Raw genomic sequence first — 21,612 nt, 5'->3', positions numbered from 1 at the left:
AGCATGCACCCCGATGTCGCCGAGGAACATGAATTTAGTGGCGTGGATGGGGAACCGGAGGATTGCGCACCAAAAGCGCTTCGCGTCGGGCCGCACACGGCCAGGCCGAGTGCAGCCAAGCTCGAAAGCCGGGTCTCGTCTGGCATTCTGGGGTTGGCGCCCGGCGCGAAGCCATCAGGGGCTGTAGGCAACAATCTGCGTACTTCTGAACCGGCCCGCGAAAGGGTCAACCAAATCGGCCGCCCGGCCGTCTGACAGCTGTGAGGATTCTGGGGAGACTCGTACCGGATGCCCGCGGACGACACGTCCTGGCGCGGACAGCCGCTGTCGCACTCGCAACGGCCGCAGCCTCGATCGGCATCGCCGGATGCGCGGCCGGGCACAGCGGACAGCCGACCGCCGGAGGAAGCCCGACACCCGCGGCACCGACCACCACGCCGTACAACAGCACGCCCACGTCTCCGGTACCGCGACCGGCACCGAACCCGACCGCGTCCGCGATGGCCGGCGGCAAGAAGGTCATCTTCTTCACGTTCGACGACGGGCCCGATCCGCACTGGACGCCGACGATCCTGCAGGTCCTGCGCACGTACGGCGCCCACGCGACGTTCTTCGAAGTCGGCAACATGGAGTCCGCCCACCCGGGGTTCCGCGAACAGGTCACCGCCGCCGGCAACACCATCGGCAGCCACTCCGTCAGCCACCGGATCCTGACCACCCTCTCCCCCAGCGACCTCCACCACGAAGTCTTCGACGGCCCCGCCTCCACCTGCTTCCGGCCACCCGACGGTGCCACCAATCCCCGCGTACGCGCGGCGATCCGGGCCGCCAGAATGGTCCAGGTCCTGTGGAACATCGACCCCCGCGACTGGGCCCGCCCAGGAACGCCCGCCATCGTGCACAACATCCTCACCCACGCCCGCCCAGGCGCCGTGATCCTGCTCCACGACGGCGGCGGCAACCGCACCCAGACGATCGCGGCCCTCAACCAGGTGCTACCGATCCTGAAGGCAAGCGGCTACTCGTTCCCACCGCTCAACTGCTGAGCTGCGGCGTACAGCAACATTCGAACGGAGACGGCCGACCGCCCACGGCAGTCCGAGCGGGCTGATTGGACACTCGGACGGCGGCCGGCCGTGAACAACAGCTTCGCCGGTACGGCAGGCCCAGCGCGAGAGTCATTGCACCTGCTCAACCCATGACCCTGTCCTCTGACGTCCGCCTGATCCACGTGCTTCGGCATGCCAATGGGTACCGGACAGAGGTCATCGACCGGTGAGCGCTCGCACCGTGTCATCGGCCGATGACGCCAGCTCGAGGAGGTGCACGATGAGCGACAACCCGAGCATGAACAGCGATCCCGGCGCCGAGGACAGGTCCGCGCACACGTTGGTCCGGCTGGCCGACGTCGCCCTGGAGGTGGCAGATCCGGCCGACGACGTCCGCGGCCGCAAGGTCGTCGACCGCAACGGCGACGAGGTCGGCAAGGTGGACGGCCTGATCATCGACGAGTCCGAGCGGCGGATCCGGTTCCTCGAGGTCGGTTCCGGCGGATTCCTGGGCCTGGGTGAGCGGAAGCAACTGGTCCCGGTCGAGGCAGTCGTCCGCGTCGGCGAGGACACCGTACAGATCGCACCCGAGCGCACCCACGTCGCGGGCGCACCGGCGTACGACCCCGACATCGAGCCCGCGCCGACCTACTACGAGGACATCTACGGGTACTACGGCTATCCCCCGTACTGGGGCCCGTTCCCGCGCTGAGACCTACGTGAGGCGGGGCACGATCTCGTCGGCCAGGCGGCTCGCGAACTCGACCGGGTCGCGGTCGGGCATGAACTGCAACTCGGTGATGCCCAGGCCGGCGTACTGCTCGGCGGCAGCGAAGAACGCGTCCGGGTCCTCGAGCACCCGATCCGTGTAGACGGCCGTCTTGGTGATGGTGTCGTAGTCGCGGCCCTCCGCATCGCAGTGCGCGCGAAGTACGTCCAACTTGCGGGCGACGTCATCGGGGCTGACAGCGAAGAGATTGCACGCGTCGGCGTACCGGGCCACGAGCAGCAGCGTCTTCTTCTCCCCGCCACCGCCGACCATGATCGGCGGATGCGGTGCCGAAAGCGGCGCGGGTACGCAGAGGGTCTCCGCCAGTTGGTAATGGCGGCCCTCGAACGGCCCGTTGTCGCCGCTCCACATCTGCCGGCAGATCCGCAGGCTCTCCTCCAGGCGCTCGAAGCGCTCGCTCATCGGCACCACCGGTACGCCGAGGGCGCGCTGCTCACGCTCGTACCACGAGGCGCCGATCCCGAGGAATGCCCGGCCACTGGACAGCACGTCGAGGGTCGTCACGATCTTCGCGAGCAGGCCGGGATAGCGGTACATCACACCGGTGACCAGCAGGCCCAACTGCACCCGCTCGGTCCGCGCCGCCACGTACCCGAGCGTCGTGTAACCCTCCAGCATCGGCTCGTCCGCGGTACCACGGTGCTCCATCTGGAAGTAGTGGTCCATCACCGTGAACCGATGAAACCCCGCGTCGTCGACGATCCGCGCCGTCTCGGCCAGCGTCGGCGCGATCCGGGAAGCATCGTCCGGACGGGAGTAGTTCCAGTAGTGCAGACCCAGTTCCAAGGCAACCTCCATCGGCATCCGACCCATTACATCACCGCGGAAGAAGGCGCGCTCGGCAGACGTTGAGGGAATAAGGACGGACGGCTGCAACGGCAGGAGTCGGGATCATGGAAGTTCGCCAGCTCGAGTTCTTTGTGGCTGTCGCGGAGGAGTTGCACTTCGGCCGGGCCGCGGAGCGGCTGCACATCGGGCAGCCGGCGGTCAGTCAGCAAGTCGCGCGCCTGGAGCGTGAGCTCGGTGTCCAGCTCCTCGACCGCACCACCCGCCGGGTCAAGCTGACCGCGGCCGGCCAACGGCTGTTGCCGGAGGCACAAGCCACCCTGGTGGCCTTCGGCCGGCTGCGGTCCGCGGTTGCCGAGCCCGCCGGGGAGATCACGGGTTCGCTGAGGATCGGGACGAGCCAGGGGCTAGGAGATCGCCTCGACCAGGTCCTCGACTCGATCGCAACCCTTGCACCCGAGGTCGACGTACGTCTCGTGAGCCTGCCCTTGGCCGATCGTCTCGACGCAGTACGTCGCGGTGAGCTCGACGCCGCCTTCGTGCGGCCCGCCGCGCACGTCACCGGCCTCGAAACCGTTGCGGTCTGGAACGAGACCCTCGTGGCCGCGGTACCGGCGACGCACGTGGCCGCGGCTCGCTCGCTGATAACCCTCGCCGATCTGGCGAGCACACCACTGAGACTGAGCCCACGCGAATCGAACCCCGGTCTGTACGACGTCGTCACCGTCCTCCTTCAGCAGGCCGGCGTCGAACCACCCCGTGGCCCGGCGATCGGCTCCGTGTACGACGCACTCGCCGAGATCGGCGCCGGACCGCCGGCCTGGACCGTCCTGTACTCCTCGGCGGCCGAGCGCTTGCGAGTCAACCGGATCGCCCTGCGGCGCCTGGACGTCCCGCCCCTGCAGACTCTGGTCGCGACCGCTCCAGGACCTCCGGCACCCGCGGTCCGGCTCCTGCTGGACAGCTGCCTGGCCGCAGCCTGACATTCATGCCGATCGATGATGAGTGAACATGCCGAAGTCGCCTTGTTCACAACGGCTTTCACGGCCTGAGATAGACCCATGAAAGCACTCGTGAACACGCCCGCAGGGCTCGTTGTCCAGACCGTCGCCGATCCAGTTCCGGCGCCAGATCAGGCGCTGATCGCGGTACGATCGTTCTCCGTCAACCGCGGCGAACTCGATCTGCTCGCGGCCCGCACCGAGGACTGGCGCCCGGGACAGGACATTGCCGGGGTGGTGGTCGAACCAGCCGCGGACGGCTCGGGACCGACGACCGGAGCACGCGTCGTCGCGCTCGCCGAGGACAGTGGCTGGGCCGAACTCGCGGCGGTATCCACAGCCCGGTTGGCCGAACTGCCCGACACCGTCGACCTCGAGCCCGCGGCCGCGCTGCCGTTGGCCGGTCGAGCCGCGTTGAACACGCTGCGCATCGGCGGCAACCTGCTCGGCAAGAAGGTCCTTGTCACCGGCGCGACCGGCGGCGTCGGGCAGCTCCAGGTCCAGCTCGCAGTCCTCGCCGGCGGCGAGGTCACCGCGATCGGTCGAGGCGAGGCGGCTGAGCTTCTGGTGAAGTACGGTGCCAGGTCCGTCGTACCGGCCGTCGAGCAGGCGAACGGGCTGTTCGAGCTGATCACCGAATCGGTCGGCGGCGAGTCGCTCGAAGCCGCCGTCGGAAGAGTCGCACCGGGCGGCACGGTGGTGGTCTTCGGCGCGAGCAGCCGCCGCAAGGCGTCCATCAACCTGTACGACTTCATCGGTCACGAGGGCGCACACCTGGTCAGCTATCTGTCCTACGCAGACCCCTCCCCCGTCGGCGCCGACCTTCGGACGCTTGTCGACTTCGTCGCCGCGGGGTCCCTCCAGCCGCCGGTGGGCCTTGAGGCCGGATGGGACCAGGTGGACAGCGCCCTCGACGGGCTACGCAACCGAACCTTCCGCGGCAAGGCTGTGCTCACCATCTCCTGATCCCACAACGACGAGGCTGGGTTCTGTTCAGGAAATTGCCGCGCGCTCGCGCCCCTCGACCGTCGGGCGGTCTTCTTCATCGAGACGTACGGCCAGGTGCTCGTCCCATCGTTCGTCCCGATGCGGGTAGTCCGATCGCCAGTGGCAGCCGCGGCTGTCCCGCCGCGCACTCGCCGCGGCGATGACGGATCGGGCCACGGTCGCCAACGGCCCGTTGCCGAGAGCATCGAGTTCTTCCTCAGCTACCTGCAGTTCCGCGCCGTCTCTGCGGATGCCGGCGGCCTCGGTCAGGATCGCGCGGATCCTCTGCGGCTCATGGTCCTGGCCGAGCATCACTGCCTGCGAACGCCCTCGGGTGGCCGCCTGGAGATCGAGCGTCAGCGCCGTCGCGACGCGTCGCCCGAACACCAGCCCTTCCAGGAGAGAGTTGGACGCGAGCCGGTTCGCCCCATGTACGCCGGTCGCCGCCACCTCGCCGACGGCGTACAGGCCCGGCACACCGGTCGCTCCGTCGCGGTCGGTGCGAATGCCACCGCAGAGAAAGTGTTCGGCGGGTGCGATCGGAATCCGGTCGGTCAGCAGGTCGACCCCGATCCGCGCGCAGGATGCCAGTACGGTCGGAAACCGCCGGCGGAGGACGTCCGGCCGGATAGCTGTGGCGTCCAGCCACACGTGGTCGGTTCCGTCGCAGCGCATCGTCGACTCCACCGCCCGGGCGACCACGTCCCGTGGGGCAAGGTCCGCCCGGGGATGCAGACCGGCCATGATCCGCCGGCCGTCCAGGTCGCGCAGTACGGCACCCTCGCCGCGGACAGCCTCGGTCACCAGCGGCAACTGGCCACCGGATGCACCGGTGAAGAGCACGGTCGGGTGGAACTGAACGAACTCCATGTCCACCAACGAGGCGCCGGCGCGGAGCGCAAGAGCAAGTCCGTCGCCGTTCACCGCCACAGGATTGGTGCTCGTCAGATAGGCGTTACCGATGCCACCGGTTGCCAGTACGACCGCGCGTGCGTCGATCTGGCTGATCCCTTCGCCGTCCTCGAGAAGTACGCCGACGACACGACCGCCGTCCGACTTGACGAGGCCGGTGACGCGTCCGTCCACCGTCCGTACGCCCGTTCGGTGCAAAGCGCTACGGAGTGCGCGATGAATCTCCGCGCCGGTGGCGTCGCCGCCCGCATGCACGACCCGGGGACGGCTGTGGCCACCCTCGAGAGTCCTCGCCAACGATCCGTCGGCGTTGCGGTCGAAGCGTGCGCCTCGTGTGATCAGCTCGGCGACTCGCTGCGGCCCCTCCTCCACCAGCGTCCTGACGCTGCGGAGATCGCAGAATCCGGCGCCCGCGGCGTCGGTGTCGTGCAGGTGCTCGTCCGGATCGTCGTCCCCGAACGCGACCGCGACCCCGCCCTGCGACCAGGGTGTACTCCCGTCGCCGGCACTGATGACGAGCACGCTGCGAGTAGCGGCCAGCCCCAACGCCGTCGAGAGACCTGCGACGCCGGAGCCGATCACGACGACATCGACAGAGAGGGTCATCGGGCACCTGCCGGTTTGCCGATGGCAACCATGCGTTCGACCGAACGCCGCGCACGCGCGACGATCTCGGGCGGAAGCTGGACCTCGTCGCGCCCCTCACGCAGGCACTGCAGCAGCAGCTCCGGCGTGATCATCTTCATGAACCGGCACGACGCCTTGGGATTCACCGGCACGAACGACGTGTGCTGGTTCACCTTGCGCAGCTGATGTAGCATCCCGATCTCGGTCGCGACCAGCGCGGTCTTCGCGGTCATGCCGCGCGCGGTCTCCAGCATGCCGGCGGTGGAGAGGATGTGGGTCCGGTCCGCCGGCAGATCGCCGACGCCGGTGAGCCAGATCGCCGACGACGCGCAACCGCACTCGGGATGTACGAGGACCTCTGCCGCGGGGTCAGCCGCGACCTGGGCGCGCAGGTCCGCCGGGCTGATCCCGGCGTGCACGTGACACTCGCCCATCCAGACATCGATGTTGTCGCGACCGGTCTGCCGCCGTACGTGCGCACCCAGGAACTGATCCGGCAGGAACAGGATCGGCCGGTCTTCCGGGATCGAGTTCACCACGTCCACCGCATTGGACGACGTGCAGCAGATGTCGGCCTCGGCCTTCACAGCCGCACTGGTGTTGACATAGGCAACAACCACGGCATCGGGGTGTTCGGCCTTCCAGGCCCGCAGTTGATCGGCGTCGATGGTGTCCGCCAACGAGCAGCCGGCCCGGGCAGTAGGTATCAACACGGTCTTGTCCGGACTGAGCAGCTTGGCGGTCTCGGCCATGAAGTGGACGCCACAGAAGACGATCGTCGAGGCGTCGGTGCCTGCGGCGATCCGGGACAGCGCGAGCGAATCGCCGACGTGGTCGGCGACGTCCTGAATCATCGGCTCCTGGTAGTTGTGGGCCAGGATCACCGCGTCCCGGTCCCGGGCGAGCCGGCGTACCTCTTCCTGCCAGCCACTTGCCATGTCGTGGGCAACGCTCATGGTCGCCTCTCCTTCGTTCGAGGTTTTCGCCTATCAGGCGATAACTAGAGCGACGGTATCATCGCCGGCATGCCCGAAGCCAAGAAAGGTGATGCGGTTAACTTCCCCAGCTATCCGCACGAGGTGCTCGCCGTGGTGCTGTCCGTCCGCGACGGCGCGCTGTGCGTCCTGCTGTGGAAGCGCGGGCGGAGTCCGTACCAGCACCGCTGGGCTCTGCCTGGAGGCGGCGTCCGGCCCACCGAACGGCTCCGGGAAGCGATCACCGGTCATCTCGCGGAGAAGGTCGACGTTCGGGGCGTCGCCCACTTGGAACAACTGGCTACCCACAGTGCGATCGACCGCGATCCGCGGACCCGCGTCCTGGCGACGGCCTATCTCGGTCTGGTCCCGTCCAACCTACGGCCCAACCTGCCGGCGGACACCGGGTGGCACCGCGTGGACGAGCTGCCGCGCACCGCGTTCGACCATCACTTCTTCATCGAGGCGGCGGTCGCGCGGCTTCGCGCGAAACTGTCCTACACGAACATCGGGTTCGCCCTGGCGCCACCCGAGTTCACCATCGCCGAACTGCGCGACCTGTTCAGCGCGGCGCTGGGCTACGAGGTCGGCGCCACCAACCTGACGCGCGTCCTGACCAGGCGAGATGTGATCGTCGCGACCGATCGGACGGCGACCCACGGGCAGTCCGGCGGGCGTCCGGCCACCGTCTACAAGTTCGTGACCCACGAGCTGACCGTGACTGACCCCTTCGCCGCACTGCGGCCGCGCGGCTGACCAAGGGGCTCCCCGAATACCGAGGAGCCCCCGCCTGCGAGGGTCAGGAAGAGCTGACCGAGTACGCGTTGCTGGTGAAGTTCATTCCGCCGGACGACGAGGTGATCTCGAAGCCGAACTGGACCTCGCCGACGGTGGCGTCACCCATCCAGCCGGCGCTGCGGATCCAGTTCAGGACCGCCTTGATGTCGACGGACCCGGAGTTGGTGTTGGAAGTACGGACGAAGGAGAAGACCGCGTTCGCGCCGTTGCTCCCCCGGTAGACGTCCCAGGTGTGGCCACCGACGGTCGTCGTGGTCTGCTTGGAGCCGATCGGGCCGACCGCGCCCTGCTTGTTGGTCCACAGCATGATTTCGTAGGCGTTGTTGTCCGCCCAGATGTCGTACGTCGTCGAGTACGACCCGCTGCCCGGCCGGGTGACGTTGAAGTTGCTGGTCAAACTGCCGAGGGCGCTGACCCGCTTGCCGATGTTGCGGGCCGAGTGCGGGTACGCCTTCACGCCGCCGGTGTTCGGGTGGTCGGCCCAGACTCCCCAGTTGCTGTACGAGTTGGCCCAGATCGTCTGCGGTCCGGCGCCGCTGCCCCAGACATCGTTGCGGAGCGTGTAGCCGCCGTTGGACCAGGTGGCCCACTTGTCCGACGACGACCAGGCCGCCGCGTTCGCCGGTACGGCGGCCACCAGGCCCGCCGCGAGTACTGTCACCACCGCTGTTACTGCTCTCCACCACTTCGTCATTGCCGTTTCCTCTCATCCTTGGGCGTTGAGATGAAGCAGGACTCCTCAGGCAGGCTCCCCGTAGGGGATGCCGAAGCCGTTGGTCGACAGGTAGACCCGGCCGTACACGCGCGGGTCACCGGTGATCGCCTCCCCGGTCGAGGCGTACTGATGGCGGTCGTCGTTCACACGCACCCACGACGCGCCGCTGTCGTCCGAGCGGTAGATGCCGCGCACCCCGGCGACCTCGCCCGAGGTGTACGCGGCCATCTCCGACCGGTGCGGTGCCGCCTTGCCGAAGCCGATCGTGTATGCCTCGTCGATCGATGTCACCGGAAGGTACGTCAGCCCGCGGTCGACGGAGCGGAACAACCCACCGGACCCGGCCGCGAGCCAGCAGTCCCCGGCACGATCCAGTACCGTCTCGAGCTTCCCCGCTCCGGTCGGAAGGCCGCCGGCCGTCGCGGTGAAGGTCGCGCCACCGTTCGAGCTGACGTACGCCTGACCGCTTCCGGGATCGAAGGCGTAGAACATCGCCGGATCGACCCGATCGCCGGCGACGACGGCGTTGACCGGAAGCCCGGCGACCGCGGTCCAGGTCGCACCACGGTCGCGGGAGTAGTGCGCGACCACATCACCCGGCGACCACACGATCGTCCGCGCGTCGGCACTGACCGCGACCTTGCCGGTCTGCGTCAGGTCGGCCGGCTCGCCGGTGAACGGCTGCCAGCTCTTCCCGGCGTCGGTCGAGTACGCGCCACGTTCACCGGCGTTCGCATTCGCCAGCCGTACGACGAACCCCGGGGTCAGCGCCGCGTAGTCGAGACTCGGAGAGGTCCCGCTGACCGGATTCGCCGCCTGCCCGTCCGGCGGTACGACGTCCAACCGGTCGTGCCGGTAGACGCCGATGTCGCCGAGCGCGCTGATCAACGGCGGCCCCCACGGCGGACTGATCAGGTCCAGGACCGCGGTCTCCTCGAGGCCCTGCGCGCGGACGGACCAGTGCGTACTGCGGCCCGCCTCCGCCCCGGTCACGTCGTCCGTACCGAAGATCGTCGCGCCGGTCACGTACAGGACCTTGTCCGAGTCGAACGGGTCGATCGAGATGTCGCCGATCATCCAGCCGAGCTTGGCCGTGCCGTGGAAGTTCAGGTACGGCGCTCCCGACGTGTCGAGCACGATCCGCGCGCCGATCGACTGCCAGGTCCGGCCCCCGTCGATCGAGCGGAAGATGTCGTCGACCGGCCCCCACCGGCTCATCGTGGACACCATCACCGTGCCGGGCCTGCGGGGATCCGTCGAGAGGCCGGCGTACCCGAAGCCTGCTTCCCCGCCGGTGTTCGGGCGCAGCGGGGTGATGTCGGTCCACTCCCCGGTCGCCGTGTCGAGCTTGTGGACGGCGCCGTCGTACATCTCGTACGGCCCCGGCAGATCGCCGTACGTGACGTAGATGTTGCCGTCGGCCCCCAGTTCGCCGTGGTGCGGCAGAAGTCCGGTCGGTTGGCCAGCCAGCGGTGACCAGGTCGCGCCGGCGTCCGTGCTGCGGTAGAGCGGATTCGCAGGATCGGAGACACCGGCGTAGACGGTGCCGTTGCGCGGGTCGACGAACACGAAGCCGATACCGATCCCGGGGCTGCCGGTGGCGGGGAAGCTGTCGACCCGCGCCCAGGTGAGGCCACGGTCACCGCTGCGCCAGAGGCCTTGGTTGCGGGTACCGAAGAAGAGCACGCGGCCGTCGCGGGGATCGACCACCAGGCGCTCGCCCATCGACCGCCCCGGCTCGTTGCCGCCGAGCTTGAACGGCAGGTCCGTCCGCTCGAACGTCCGGCCCTGGTCGCAGGAGCGGAGAATCGCACCGTTGATCGGCGACCACTCGTTCGTATAGGTGCCGACGGCAAGGTACAGGAGCTGCGGGTCGTTCGGGTCGAGGGCGAGGCTCTCGACCCCGGTCCAGTTCCACTCGTCCCAACCGACCCAGTGCAACAGCTGGACCCAGCGCTGGGTCCGAGTGTCGAAGCGGGCGGCACCTCCGATGTCGGTCCGTGCGTAGACCAGACCGCGTTTCGCCGGATGGTGGACGATCCCGGTGACGAAGCCGCCGCCGACGATCTCCACGTTGCGCCAGCGGTAGCCCCCGGCCGACGCCGACGCGGCCGAGGCGTTCGTACCACCGGCGGCCACGAGGGCCGTACCGGCGCCCAGGGCAAGGAACTGTCTGCGTCCGAAGGTCATTGTCACCCCTTGACCGCGCCGATGATGACGCCCTTGGTGAAGTGCCGCTGGATGAACGGGTAGACCAACAACACCGGCACGATCGCGATCACCACGATCGCCATCTTGATCGCGAGTCCGGGCGCCGGCTGCAGGCCCAGCCCGACACCGGTCGCGATACCGCCGGCTCCGGTCGGGAGCGCCTGTTGCTGCACGATGTACGTCCGCAGCACCATCTGCAACGGCCACTTGGTGTTGTCGTTGATGTAGAGCAACGCGTTGAAGAACGCGTTCCAGTATCCGACCGCGTAGAACAGCCCGACGACGGCGACCACGGCCTTCGACAACGGCAGCACGATCCGGCGCAGGATGGACAGCTCCCCCGCGCCGTCGATCCGGGCGCTGTCGATCAGCTCTCCCGGGATACCCATGAAGAAGGACCGCATCACGATCAGGTTGAACGCCGAGATCGCGGTCGGCAGGATCAGCGACGCGTAGTGGTCGATCAGGCCGAGCGAGTTCACCAGCAGATAGCTCGGGATGATGCCGGGCCCGAACAGGAACGTCAGCAGTACGACGAACAGCAACGGCCGGTGGAACAACGATCCCGGCCGGGAGAGTCCGTACGCCGCAAGGACGGTGATCCCGAGGCTGAAGGCCGTACCGACAGCGGTGATCGCCACGCTGATGACCAGCGCCTTCGTCACCACTCCCCCGGAGAGCAGTTGCACGTACGCCGCGATCGTCAACTCCCGCGGTACGACGACCAGGCCGCCCGCACGTGTCACTGCCTCGGTCGAGGACAGGCTCGTCACCACGACGACGTACAGCGGAAACGCCACCGCTAGCGCGATCAGCGTCAGCACCACCGGCTTACTCAGACGGTCGACGATCGTCGGCTCTTCTTCCCAGACAGCTCTTGTCGTCATGTGCGCGAATACACCCCCTGCTCACCCACCATGTGAGCGAATCTGTTGGCCACCAGTACGAGGACGAGACCGACCACACCCTTGAACAAACCAGCGGCTGCGCCGTAGCCGAAGTCGCCGACGAGCAGACCCTGGTAGTACACGTAGGTGTCGAGCACCTCCGCGGCGCTGCCGCCGACGGCGCTGCGTTGCAGGATGAACTGCTCGAACCCGACGGTGAGCGCGTCACCGAGACGCAGGATCAGCAGCAGCACGATCACCGGACGCAGGCCGGGCAACGTGATGTGCCAGAGCCGGCGCCAGCGGTTCGCGCCGTCGGCCGCGGCGGACTCGTAGAGCTCCGGGCTGATCGTCGCCAGCGCGGCCAGGAACACGATCATTCCCCAGCCGGCGTCCTTCCAGATCGCCTGCCCGGTGACCAGCAGGATGAAGGTGTCCGGCTTCGTCATCAGGTCGACGGCCTGGTGACCGTGCTCGCGCAACGTCTGCGAGAGCAGGCCCGCGCCACCGATCATCTGCTGGAACAGCGAGACGACGAGAACCCAGGAGAAGAAGTGCGGCAGGTAGACGATGCCCTGGATGACGTTGCGGATCTTCGCGGACAGGACGCTGTTCAGCAGCAACGCCAACCCGATCGGTACCGGGAAGAAGAACACCAACTGCACCGCGGTGATCGACAGGGTGTTCGCCACCGCTCTCCAGAACGCCGGCTCCGCGAACATCCGCTGGAAGTTGGCGAGACCGATGAAGTCGCTGCCCCGGATCCCGGTGTACGGCGAGTAGTCCTGGAAGGCGATCACGTTCGCCAAGGTCGGGAAGTAGTGGAAAACGCCCAGCAGCACGATGACCGGCGCCACCATCAGCAAGAGCGGCCAATCCCTGCGCAGCCGGTGCCGGAACTTGGCTCCGCCGCGCCGACGCCGGTGAACGGGTTCCTTGACCTCTCGCTTCTCCTCCGCCTTCACCGAAGGCTCAACGGCCGTTGTCACTGAGCACCTTGGCGTAGAAGTCACGGCCTTCGTTACCGCCGTTGTCCTGCCACTGCTTGATCGCCGTCTTCAGGTAACTGACCGGCTTGCGGCCCCGGTAGATGTCCTGCAGCGCGTCGTCGAACGGCTTGTTCAGCGCGGCCATCTTGGCCGGCTGCTCCACCCGGATGCCCTCGAACAGGTTCTTCTCCCGAACCTTGGCCGCCGCGTTCTGCCAGGCGCACATCGACTGGACGTACCCCGGGTACTCGCTCTCGGTGATGGCCAGGGGACGCCCACCGAGGAAGATGTACGTCTGCGAGACTTCCTTCTGCCCGAGCGGCGTCAGCTTCGGCGCGCCGTTGCTCTGCAGTGTGTAGTGCTTGCCCTGGACCCCGTAGTTGTAGAGCTGGTACTCCTCGGTGCCGAACGGCGCCGACGTGTAGTTCAGAACGCCGAGCAGCTCCTTCACCCGTGCCTCGCCGAGCCCCTTCTTGACGAAGGTGAAGATCCCGGCCGGGTCGCCGGTCCAGACGATCGGCGTACCACCGTCGTGGGCGAACGGCAGCACCGGCTGCGGGTTGAACTTCGGGTTGATCGGCATCTGCCGCTGCAACGACTCGTGCCAGCCGCCCAGGCCGTTCTGCCGGATCAGGAACTTGCCGCCCTCGAACAGCGCGTTCTCGTCCGCGCCGCCGCCGGCGACGACCTCCGGGTGCACGTACCCCGACTGGAAGAGCTGCCGGACGAACGCCACGCCCGCCTCGAACTCAGGCGTCTCGATCTTGTTCACCAGCTTGCCGCTGGAGTCCTTCCGCCAGCCTCCCGGCGCACCGAACGCCCGGATCACCTCGTCGGCGACGCTGCCGAACGCCCACCGGCCGGCCTTCGAGTCGGTCAGTTGCTTGCCCAGCGCCAGCAGGTCGTCGGAGTTCTTCGGCGGCTGCGCACCGAGCTGGTCGAAGATGTCCTTGCGGTACATCATCATCCACGGGAACCCGTCGGACGGGAACGGCACCGCCTTCAGCTGCGAGTTCCAGACGCCGTACGCCCAGGCGCGGGTCGGCAGGTTGGCCAGCATCGGGTACGCCGACGCCTTGTCACCGGCCAGGTACGGCGTCAGGTCCTCGAACAGCTTGTCCACCGCCTGGCCGAACCGGGTCAGCCCGGAGATGTTCCAGCCCGGGATGCAGAGCAGCTCAGGTACGTTGCCGGCGGCAAGGATCGGGCCGAGCTTGTCGCCGTAGTCGTTGCCGTTCAGGATGTTGAACTTGATCGGCGCGCCGATCCGCTCGTTGTTCGCGTCGAAGTACGAGTTGTTGGCCAGCGGCGGGATCGGGCTCCACAGCGGAGTCATCGCCGTCACTGCCTTGCCGCTCGGCACCATCTTGTCCGGCACGGCCCGCTTCAGCTCGCTCGGGTAGTGCGTGAAGCCCGGCGACGCGCCGTTCTCGCCCGGCAGGTCCGGCTTGACCGGTTCGTACTGGATGTACTTCGGCAGCAGGCCCGCCAGCTTGTCCTCGGTCTCGGCACGCCCCGACGTACTGGAGCCTGAGCCGCCCTTGGAACAGCTGGTCAACGTCACCCCGCTCGCGGCGGCTGCCGCGCCGGCGCCGAGCAGGGAGATGAAGGTCCGGCGGCTGGCCCCACCGATCGCTGGTCCTGTCACGTCACATCTCCTAGAATTAGTTGGGCTGGTCGCCAAACAAATTAACGCAGGGCGGCCAGCGCGACAAGGTGTAGAACTAGGTTGTGTGTGGTGATGCCACGGCGTAGCGAGCAGGTGCTCGGTGCGGTGCATCGGCGTGCGGGGGCGAAGGACTCGATGCGGAGCATCGTGGCCTTTGCTCACGTGCGGCGAGGTGCCGTGCCGAGTGCCGCGCAGTAGGCGTGGCATCACCACACACAACCTCCCCCAGAACTTCTTTCGACGGGACGGATCTTGATCACACAGACCGCGGACCACACCGACATCCGTGCCATCAACCTGGCCGCGGTGCTCGCGCACCTGCGCCGTTCGGCGCCCTGCTCGCGGGCCGCGATCGCGTCCGGCACCGGCCTGAACAAGGCGACCGTCACCAGCATCGTCGGCGAGCTGCTGGACCGCCGGCTGGTGCGCGAGACCCAGCAGACCCAGAACCATGTCGGCCGCCCGGCGACGCTGCTGGTGCTCGACGGTTCGGCATACGCGACCATCGGGCTGGAGGTGAGTGCGCGGGGTCTGACCGCACTCGCCTGCGACGCGGCCGGCGAGCAGGTACTGCGCTGGCACCGCGCCGGACCGGGTGTCGCTGCCGCCCCGGCGCGGACGATCGCCGCGCTCGGCGCACTGGCCCGGCGGGCGATCGCCTCGGTGCAGTCGTCCGGGCGGCGGGTGCTCGGGATCACGGTCGGAGTGCCCGGGCTGGTGAACCGCGAAGGTGCCGTCGTCCTGGCTGCCGGTCTGGGCTGGCGGGACGTGCCGCTGCGCGCCGAGTTGGAGGCCGCACTCGGCCGGCCGGACATACCGGTGACGGTGGACAACGACGCGTCGCTGGGGGTCCTCGCCGAGCACCTGTACGGCGAGTACGCCGGTACGCCGAACCTGATCCAGCTCTCCGGCGACACCGGCGTCGGCGCCGGCATCATCGCCGACGGCCGGCCGCTGCAAGGACACCTCGGCTATGTCGGGGAGATCGGTCACCTCCGCCTGATCCCGAACGGTCCGCTCTGCCCGTGCGGCCGGCACGGCTGCCTCGAGGCGCTGGCCGGCCTGCCCGCCATCCTCGCCCGCGTCGACAAGACGGTCGACGAGGAGGACTCGCAGCGCCAGCTCGACGCGCTGGTGCGGCGCGCCCACGACCAGGACGCGGAGGTCATCGAGGTGCTCACCGAGGCCGGTACTCATCTCGGTCACGGCATCGCCGCGTTGGTCAACATCCTCAACCCGGAGGTGGTGGTGCTCGGCGGCGGCTACGCCCTGCTCGCCGAGCACCTGGCTCCCGCGATCGACAAAGCCCTCCGCGAAGCTGCCATCGCCCCCGACGCCGGCGGCTGCAGCGTGGCCCCGTCCACCTTCCCGCACACCGCGACTCCCCTGGGCGCCACCGCCCACGCCCTGACCCCGCTGACCCGCGGCCGGCTGCCGGGCTGAGCCCGAGCTGACGCCGAGCCCGCGCAAGCAGAAAGCGCAGATCCGAAGGACCCGGCCGAGGTCTTGACCGTGAGCGCGTGGAATGTCACCCTCGGTCTCACGTCCGATCTGTCGAAGCGCTTCGACAAGCCCAGTCAACGGAGTCGATCGCCATGAGTACTCCACCTGTCCCGTTCCGCGACCCGGCCCGGCCGACCGCCGAGCGGCTCGACGACCTGCTGTCCCGGCTCAGCCAGGACGAGAAGCTCGCGCTGCTGCATCAGTACCAAGCGCCGGTTCCGCGGCTCGGTCTGGACGCGTTCCGCACCGGCACCGAGGCCCTGCACGGCGTTGCCTGGCACGGTCCGGCGACCGTGTTCCCGCAGGCCATCGGCCTCGCGGCGGGCTGGAATCCCGACCTCGTCCGCGCGGTCGGTTCCGCGGTCGGCGACGAGGTACGGGTGTTCCACCACAAGGACCCGGCCAGCGTAGGACTGAACGTCTGGGCCCCGGTGGTCAACCCGCTGCGCGACCCGCGCTGGGGCCGCAACGAGGAGGGGTACGCCGAGGATCCCTGGCTGACCGGCGTGATCGCGACCGCGTACGCGCGCGGTCTGGCCGGCGAGCATCCGAAGTACCTGAAGACCGCGCCGACGCTCAAGCACTTCCTTGCCTACAACAACGAGACCGACCGGTGCACGACGTCGAGCAACCTCCCGCCGCGGGTGCTGCACGACTACGAACTCCCGGCGTACCGCGTACCGATCGAGGCCGGCGTGGCGGTCGCGGTGATGCCGTCGTACAACCTGGTGAACGGGCGGCCCACCCACCTGAGCCCGCTGATCAACGACGTCCTCCGGACCTGGACGACCGACGACGTCCTGGTGGTCAGCGACGCGTACGCACCGGGCAACCTGTTCGGCCTGCAGCAGTACCTGCCCGACGGACCGACCGCCTACGCCGCCGCGCTCAAGGCCGGCGTCGACAGCTTCACGCAGGACGACTCGAACTCCGCTCCGACCGTCGAACGGCTGACCACCGCGCTCGACCGTGGGCTGATCACCGCCGCGGACATCGACGCCGCGGCCCGGCGGGTCCTCGCGATCCGCATGCGGCTCGGTGAGTTCGACCCGCCCGAACTCGACCCGTACCAGGAACTCGAACCCGAACTCGTCAACTGCCCGGCACACCGGCAGCTCGCCCAGGAGGCGGCCCGCGAGTCGATCGTGCTGCTCAAACACGAGAGCCGGCTGCTGCCGCTCACCGCGTCGACGCTCACCCGGGTCGCCGTCGTCGGCCCGCTGGCCGGCACGCTGTCGGCGGACTGGTACGCGGGAACGCTCCCCTATCGGATCACCGCACTCGACGGCATCGTCGAACGCCTGGGTGAACACCGGGTCGAGTACCACGAGGGCGTCGACCGCGTCTGCCTCCGGGTCGCCGGTACGGCGTCGTACGTCACCGTCGGTCCGGACGCGGCACTGCGGATCAGCGCCGAGCGCAGCGAGTTCGACCTGTTCGACTGGGGCGGTGGCGCGTGGGCGCTGCGGTCGGTGCAGAACGGGCAGCACGTGAGCGTTGCCGACGACGGCGAGGTGGTCGCGGATCAGCCCGAACCGAACGGGTGGGAGGTCAAGGAGACGTTCCGGCTCGTCCGGCAGGCCGACGAGGTGCTGATCCAGCATCAGCACAGCGGCCGCTACCTGTCCGTCGACGAGCACGGCACGGTGGTACTGGCCGACGAGGGTTCGGCGTTCGAGGTCGACGTGGTGGTCGACGGCGCCGCCCGGGCGGCCGAGCTCGCGGCCACGGCCGACGTCACGATCGTTGTCGCAGGCAATCACCCGCTCGTGAACGGCCGCGAGACCGAGGACCGGGACAGCCTCGCCCTCCCGGCCGGCCAGGAACGCCTCATCCGTGAGGTCCACGCGGCCAACCCACGGACCGTACTGGTCCTCACCAGCAGCTACCCGTTCGCGATCGGATGGGCTCAGCAGCACCTGCCGGCGATCCTCTGGTCGGCACACGGCGGACAGGAGTACGGCCGCGCGCTGGCCGACATCCTCTTCGGCGACCACGACCCGTCGGGCCGGCTGACCCAGACCTGGTACCACTCGGCCGCCGATCTGCCCGGTCTGCTCGACTACGACATCATCACGACCGACGCGACGTACCTGTACTACCGCGGCACTCCGCTCTATCCGTTCGGGCACGGCCTCAGCTACACGACCTTCGCGTACGGCGATCTGCGGCTGAGCACACCGTCGATCCCGGCGGACGGCGAGGTCAGCGTCACGTTCACCGTCACCAACACCGGCGACCGGCCCGGCACCGAAGTCGCTCAGCTGTACACCCGTCAGCAACGGTCCCGGGTCAAGCAGCCACTGCGGCAGTTGCGTGGATTCCGGCGGGTCTCGTTGCAGCCGGGTGAGACCGTCGAGGTCGAGCTCACCGTTGCGGCGGCCGACCTCGGTTTCTGGGACGTGACCCGCGACCAGCACTGCGTCGAGACCGCCTGCCACAGCATCATGGTCGGCTGCTCCAGCACGGATCTGCGCCTCACCACGACCCTCGACGTCCGCGGCGAACACATCCCACCGCGCAGCTTCGACCTGGCCGCCACCGCCTTCGACGAGTACTGCGCGATCACCCTGACCGCCGCGACTCCCGAGCGCGGCGACGCCGTGATTTCGCTGGAACCCCAAGCCTGGTTGGCTTTCGACGACCTCGTGCTCGACTGCACGAGCTACCGTGCCCGCGCAGCCAACCGCAGCGGCCGGCCGGCCACCATCCAACTCCGCCTGGACGACCCACTGCACGGCCAGCTCCTCACCACCCTGCAGATCCCGCCGACGCACGACCTCATCGAGCTCACAGGTGAACTCACCCCCGTGCCCGGAGTACACACGCTCTACGCAATCTTCTCCGCAGCCGACGTCGTACTGGAGGACCTGCGAAAATTCGCCTGACGACAAGGCGAATCGCCGATAACGTTCGGCAAATGCGTTATTTCGCACAGTTCCGCGCGGGGCTCGGCGAACTCGTGAACGACGCTCTGCAACAGGATCTGGCGAAGGTGAAGGTGATCGACTCCGATGGCAGCAGCCTGATCTTCGATTCCGGTAGCGGCCCGGCGAAGGTCGGCAACCTGGGTTATCTGAAGAATGTCTTCAGTGTGCTCGGATCGGTACGACGATGCGCGGCCGGCCGTGCGGCCGAACAGTTCGCCGAGCAGATCCGCTCGACCCCGATGATGCGTCGGCAGGGCCGGGTGACGAGTTTCCGGACGATGGTGAGCGTTGACGGCAAGCTGATCGGACTACCCCGGCAGACCAGGACCCTGCTCGAGTCCGCGATCGCGAAGACCACCGGGGCGCGTCTCAGCCTTCGTGGTGGTGGCGTGGAGTACTGGGTGATCGGCCGACGTGGCAACGAAACGATGCTGTTCTGCCGACGGTTGACCAGGGGTGTCGACCCCGGCGTCGCCGGCAGCTTGGGGAAGGACCTCGCCACGTTGCTGGTGAAGGCTTCCGACCCGAGACCGGACGACGTGTTCCTGGATCCGTTCGCCGGCAGTGGGTCCATCGTCCGCGCCCGGATCGCGCTGCCGTACGGCCGAGCGACGTACTCGGATCTTGCGGTGGGGAAGGTTCCGCCGGAGCTCCGGCGTTCCAGCCGCGTCACCGTCGTCGCCGACGACGCCTTGGAACTTCCGTCGATCCCGAGCGGGTCGGTGAGTTCGATCGTCACCGATCCGCCCTGGGGCGAGTACGACAAGGGCCTGGACTTCTCCACCTTCGCGCGACAGATGATGGCCAGCTTCGATCGCACGCTGGATCCACGCCGCGGTCGCCTGGTGCTGCTCCTGTCACGCCGGGCAGCCGAGGTGACGCATGGTCTCTGGGCGTCCGCAAACCTTCAGCTGACTCGATCTCACGAGTTGCTGGTCAACGGGCATCCGGCTACCGCCCAGGTCGGAGGCAGGCTCAGCCTTTGAAGGCGCCGTCCATGATGCCGGTGACGAGGCGGCGGCCGACGAAGGCGAAGAGGATCAGCAGCGGGACGGTGGCGAGGAACGAGCCTGCCATCGCGAGACCGAGGTCGACGACATAGCTGTTCTGCAACGCCTTGATCGCGATCTGGGCGGTGTACTTCTCCGGCGACTTGAGGATGATGAACGGCCAGAGGAAGTCGTTCCACGACGTGACGAAGCCGAGCAGCCCCAGCACGAACGCGGCCGGACGGACCAGCGGGAACGCGATCTGCCAGAAGATCTGCCAACTGCCGGCGCCGTCGATCCTTGCCGCCTGCAACAACTCGTCGGAGACCGTCGACGCGATGTGCTGGCGCATCCAGAAGATCCCGAACGCGCTGGCCAGGCCCGGCACGATCAGCGCCTGCAACGTGTCCACCCAACCGAGCTTGGACATGATCATGTACTGCGGGATCACGGCCAGCTGAGTCGGAACGGTCATCGTGAGTACGACGATCAGGAACAACGTGTTCCGCCCAGGAAAACGCAGCTTCGCGAACGCGAACCCGGCCAGCGCACACAGCACTCCCTGGCCGACACCGATGGCCACCGCCACAGCAGCGCTGTTGATCAGCGACCGGACGAACGGCACCGTACTGAAGACCAGTCCCGCGAGGTGGAGCAGGTTTCCGCCGGGGACGATCCGCGGCGGCATCTTGTAGGCGGTGGCGGAGTCGTTGGACGCCACCACGAACATCCAGTACAGCGGGAAGACGGCGACCAGCACGGCCACGGTCAGCAGTACATAGACCCACCAGGGCACGCGGTCGAGCTTTCGATGGCGCCTGGTGGTCACAGCGGTCATGGCTTCTCCCGGCGGATTCGCGTGGACAGCAAGAAGTTGAGGAGTGCGAATGCGACGACGAGGACGAAGAGCGTGACGCCGATCGCCGCGCCGTACCCGAACTTGAACTGGCCGAACCCCTGCTCGAACAGGAACAGCGTGAGGGTCTGGCACTGCCGCACCGGGCCGCAGGTCAGCGGCGCGCTGCGGGACACGAGCAGCGGCTCGGTGAAGATCTGCAGCCCGCCGATGGTCGAGGTCACGATCGTGAACACGATCACCGGACGGAGCGACGGGATGGTGATGTGCCGGAACTGCTTCCAGTTCCCGGCGCCGTCGACCGACGCCGCCTCGTAGATGTCCCGCGAGATGGCCTGCAGCGACGCGAGGTACAGCAGGGTCGTGTACCCGGTCCAGCGCCAGATCACCATCGTCGCGATCATGATCTGACTGCCCCAGGTCGACTGGACGAAGTCGACGGGACCGGCCCCGACCAGGTGCAGCATCCAGTTCAGCAGGCCGTAGTCGCGGTCGAAGAGCTGTGCGAACACGACCGTGGTCGCCGCGACCGACGTGATGTACGGGACCAGCATCGACATCCGGAACAGGGTCGCCAGTCGCAGCCTCACGTGGTTCAGCAGGTGCGCGAGGCCGAGCGCGATCAGCAGCTGCGGAACCGTGGACAGGACCCAGATGCTGATCGTGTTCCGCAGCGCGTTCCAGAACCGCGGGTCGTCGAACAGCCGGGAGAAGTTGTCGAGCCCGACGAAGGTGTGCGCGGCCACCGGGTTCCAGTCGAACAACGCGACGTAGAACGTGAACAGCAACGGGAACAGGCCGAAGATCCCGAAGATCAGGAAGAACGGCGCGATGTAGGCGTACGGCGCGATCCGCTCGCCCAGACTCTCCCGCACCCGCCGCTTCGACACGACCGGTGGCCGGGTCGAGGCGCGCGGCGCGGTGAGACTGCTCGTCACC

Annotated in this window: 18 protein-coding genes; 8 read left to right on the top strand and 10 right to left on the bottom strand. The window is 68.0% G+C overall.

Annotation, left to right across the window (positions count from 1 at the left end; translation table 11 throughout):
• Positions 1-260 precede the first annotated feature (260 nt).
• Both ACZ5BU_RS22045 and ACZ5BU_RS22040 read left to right on the top strand, forming a co-directional pair.
• Positions 261-1,046 carry a polysaccharide deacetylase family protein gene (locus ACZ5BU_RS22045; protein WP_465701565.1) on the top strand — a complete coding sequence of 262 codons (786 nt, stop codon included), beginning with the start codon at positions 261-263 and terminating at the stop codon, positions 1,044-1,046.
• 283 nt (positions 1,047-1,329) lie between these two features.
• The gene (locus tag ACZ5BU_RS22040; protein ID WP_465701563.1) at positions 1,330-1,761 is read left to right on the top strand and encodes a PRC-barrel domain-containing protein; all 432 of its coding nucleotides are present in this window, start codon (positions 1,330-1,332) and stop codon (positions 1,759-1,761) included.
• Positions 1,762-1,764: 3 nt separating this feature from the next.
• Here ACZ5BU_RS22040 and ACZ5BU_RS22035 read toward each other — a convergent pair whose 3' ends face one another.
• On the bottom strand, positions 1,765-2,643 hold the full coding sequence (locus ACZ5BU_RS22035; protein ID WP_465701561.1) for an LLM class F420-dependent oxidoreductase: 879 nt from the start codon (positions 2,641-2,643) through the stop codon (positions 1,765-1,767).
• A gap of 89 nt (positions 2,644-2,732) precedes the next feature.
• On the opposite strand from ACZ5BU_RS22035, the gene ACZ5BU_RS22030 reads away from it, so the two are divergent.
• The gene (locus tag ACZ5BU_RS22030) at positions 2,733-3,608 is read left to right on the top strand and encodes a LysR family transcriptional regulator (RefSeq protein ID WP_465701559.1); all 876 of its coding nucleotides are present in this window, start codon (positions 2,733-2,735) and stop codon (positions 3,606-3,608) included.
• A 78-nt stretch (positions 3,609-3,686) separates the two neighbouring features.
• Positions 3,687-4,592 carry a zinc-binding dehydrogenase gene (locus ACZ5BU_RS22025; protein ID WP_465701557.1) on the top strand — a complete coding sequence of 302 codons (906 nt, stop codon included), beginning with the start codon at positions 3,687-3,689 and terminating at the stop codon, positions 4,590-4,592.
• Positions 4,593-4,619: 27 nt separating this feature from the next.
• On the opposite strand, the gene nadB is transcribed toward ACZ5BU_RS22025, so the two are convergent.
• Together nadB and nadA are read right to left on the bottom strand one after the other, a co-directional pair.
• On the bottom strand, positions 4,620-6,131 hold the full coding sequence (gene nadB, locus ACZ5BU_RS22020; RefSeq protein ID WP_465701555.1) for an L-aspartate oxidase: 1,512 nt from the start codon (positions 6,129-6,131) through the stop codon (positions 4,620-4,622).
• Complete coding sequence (gene nadA, locus ACZ5BU_RS22015; protein WP_465701553.1) at positions 6,128-7,108, bottom strand: quinolinate synthase NadA; 981 nt, start codon at positions 7,106-7,108, stop codon at positions 6,128-6,130. The genes nadB and nadA overlap by 4 nt, the downstream gene beginning before the upstream one ends.
• Before the next feature lie 69 nt (positions 7,109-7,177).
• Between nadA and ACZ5BU_RS22010 the strand changes: the two genes are divergently transcribed.
• A complete protein-coding gene (locus ACZ5BU_RS22010; RefSeq protein ID WP_465701551.1) occupies positions 7,178-7,882 on the top strand; it encodes an NUDIX hydrolase in 705 nt (234 codons plus the stop codon).
• 43 nt (positions 7,883-7,925) lie between these two features.
• Here the strand turns inward: ACZ5BU_RS22010 and ACZ5BU_RS22005 are convergent, their stop codons facing one another.
• Genes ACZ5BU_RS22005 through ACZ5BU_RS21985 form a run of 5 tightly spaced genes read right to left on the bottom strand, consistent with a single transcriptional unit; the run spans position 7,926 to position 14,374 of the window.
• A complete protein-coding gene (locus tag ACZ5BU_RS22005; protein ID WP_465701549.1) occupies positions 7,926-8,618 on the bottom strand; it encodes a glycoside hydrolase family 12 protein in 693 nt (230 codons plus the stop codon).
• 45 nt (positions 8,619-8,663) lie between these two features.
• The gene (locus ACZ5BU_RS22000) at positions 8,664-10,829 is read right to left on the bottom strand and encodes a WD40/YVTN/BNR-like repeat-containing protein (protein ID WP_465701547.1); all 2,166 of its coding nucleotides are present in this window, start codon (positions 10,827-10,829) and stop codon (positions 8,664-8,666) included.
• A gap of 2 nt (positions 10,830-10,831) precedes the next feature.
• Complete coding sequence (locus tag ACZ5BU_RS21995; protein WP_465701545.1) at positions 10,832-11,737, bottom strand: carbohydrate ABC transporter permease; 906 nt, start codon at positions 11,735-11,737, stop codon at positions 10,832-10,834.
• Positions 11,734-12,726: an ABC transporter permease gene (locus ACZ5BU_RS21990; RefSeq protein WP_465701543.1), complete on the bottom strand. Its 993-nt coding sequence runs from the start codon at positions 12,724-12,726 to the stop codon at positions 11,734-11,736. Before ACZ5BU_RS21990 ends, ACZ5BU_RS21995 begins: the two co-directional genes overlap by 4 nt.
• Positions 12,710-14,374, bottom strand: coding sequence for an extracellular solute-binding protein (locus ACZ5BU_RS21985; RefSeq protein ID WP_465701541.1), 1,665 nt, complete (start codon positions 14,372-14,374; stop codon positions 12,710-12,712). The genes ACZ5BU_RS21990 and ACZ5BU_RS21985 overlap by 17 nt, the downstream gene beginning before the upstream one ends.
• Before the next feature lie 273 nt (positions 14,375-14,647).
• Here ACZ5BU_RS21985 and ACZ5BU_RS21980 point away from each other — a divergent pair, with 273 nt between their 5' ends.
• The 3 genes from ACZ5BU_RS21980 to ACZ5BU_RS21970 all read left to right on the top strand — a co-directional run bounded on the left by ACZ5BU_RS21980 (position 14,648) and on the right by ACZ5BU_RS21970 (position 19,814).
• The gene (locus ACZ5BU_RS21980) at positions 14,648-15,838 is read left to right on the top strand and encodes an ROK family transcriptional regulator (protein WP_465701539.1); all 1,191 of its coding nucleotides are present in this window, start codon (positions 14,648-14,650) and stop codon (positions 15,836-15,838) included.
• 152 nt (positions 15,839-15,990) lie between these two features.
• Complete coding sequence (locus ACZ5BU_RS21975; RefSeq protein WP_465701538.1) at positions 15,991-18,786, top strand: glycoside hydrolase family 3 protein; 2,796 nt, start codon at positions 15,991-15,993, stop codon at positions 18,784-18,786.
• Between the two features lie 32 nt (positions 18,787-18,818).
• Positions 18,819-19,814, top strand: coding sequence for a TRM11 family methyltransferase (locus ACZ5BU_RS21970; RefSeq protein WP_465701536.1), 996 nt, complete (start codon positions 18,819-18,821; stop codon positions 19,812-19,814).
• On the opposite strand, the gene ACZ5BU_RS21965 is transcribed toward ACZ5BU_RS21970, so the two are convergent.
• Complete coding sequence (locus tag ACZ5BU_RS21965; protein ID WP_465701535.1) at positions 19,804-20,655, bottom strand: carbohydrate ABC transporter permease; 852 nt, start codon at positions 20,653-20,655, stop codon at positions 19,804-19,806. The genes ACZ5BU_RS21970 and ACZ5BU_RS21965 overlap by 11 nt on opposite strands.
• Positions 20,652-21,611 carry a carbohydrate ABC transporter permease gene (locus ACZ5BU_RS21960; RefSeq protein WP_465701534.1) on the bottom strand — a complete coding sequence of 320 codons (960 nt, stop codon included), beginning with the start codon at positions 21,609-21,611 and terminating at the stop codon, positions 20,652-20,654. The genes ACZ5BU_RS21965 and ACZ5BU_RS21960 overlap by 4 nt, the downstream gene beginning before the upstream one ends.
• Position 21,612: the final 1 nt, after the last annotated feature.

Source organism: Kribbella sp. NPDC031520 (assembly GCF_055580825.1).
Note: the sequence above shows the minus strand (reverse complement) of the source record. Positions and strands in the feature narration are given on the sequence as shown.

What these genes read in the sequence shown, in the direction of transcription:
- ACZ5BU_RS22000 (WP_465701547.1), bottom strand. Translation starts at nt 10,829, where the DNA reads ATGACCTTCGGACGCAGACAGTTCCTTGCCCTGGGCGCCGGTACGGCC.
- ACZ5BU_RS22035 (WP_465701561.1), bottom strand. Translation starts at nt 2,643, where the DNA reads ATGCCGATGGAGGTTGCCTTGGAACTGGGTCTGCACTACTGGAACTAC.
- ACZ5BU_RS22010 (WP_465701551.1), top strand. Translation starts at nt 7,178, where the DNA reads ATGCCCGAAGCCAAGAAAGGTGATGCGGTTAACTTCCCCAGCTATCCG.
- ACZ5BU_RS22040 (WP_465701563.1), top strand. Translation starts at nt 1,330, where the DNA reads ATGAGCGACAACCCGAGCATGAACAGCGATCCCGGCGCCGAGGACAGG.
- ACZ5BU_RS21975 (WP_465701538.1), top strand. Translation starts at nt 15,991, where the DNA reads ATGAGTACTCCACCTGTCCCGTTCCGCGACCCGGCCCGGCCGACCGCC.
- ACZ5BU_RS21970 (WP_465701536.1), top strand. Translation starts at nt 18,819, where the DNA reads ATGCGTTATTTCGCACAGTTCCGCGCGGGGCTCGGCGAACTCGTGAAC.
- ACZ5BU_RS22030 (WP_465701559.1), top strand. Translation starts at nt 2,733, where the DNA reads ATGGAAGTTCGCCAGCTCGAGTTCTTTGTGGCTGTCGCGGAGGAGTTG.
- nadB (WP_465701555.1), bottom strand. Translation starts at nt 6,131, where the DNA reads ATGACCCTCTCTGTCGATGTCGTCGTGATCGGCTCCGGCGTCGCAGGT.
- ACZ5BU_RS22005 (WP_465701549.1), bottom strand. Translation starts at nt 8,618, where the DNA reads ATGACGAAGTGGTGGAGAGCAGTAACAGCGGTGGTGACAGTACTCGCG.
- ACZ5BU_RS22025 (WP_465701557.1), top strand. Translation starts at nt 3,687, where the DNA reads ATGAAAGCACTCGTGAACACGCCCGCAGGGCTCGTTGTCCAGACCGTC.
- nadA (WP_465701553.1), bottom strand. Translation starts at nt 7,108, where the DNA reads ATGAGCGTTGCCCACGACATGGCAAGTGGCTGGCAGGAAGAGGTACGC.
- ACZ5BU_RS21965 (WP_465701535.1), bottom strand. Translation starts at nt 20,655, where the DNA reads ATGACCGCTGTGACCACCAGGCGCCATCGAAAGCTCGACCGCGTGCCC.
- ACZ5BU_RS21995 (WP_465701545.1), bottom strand. Translation starts at nt 11,737, where the DNA reads ATGACGACAAGAGCTGTCTGGGAAGAAGAGCCGACGATCGTCGACCGT.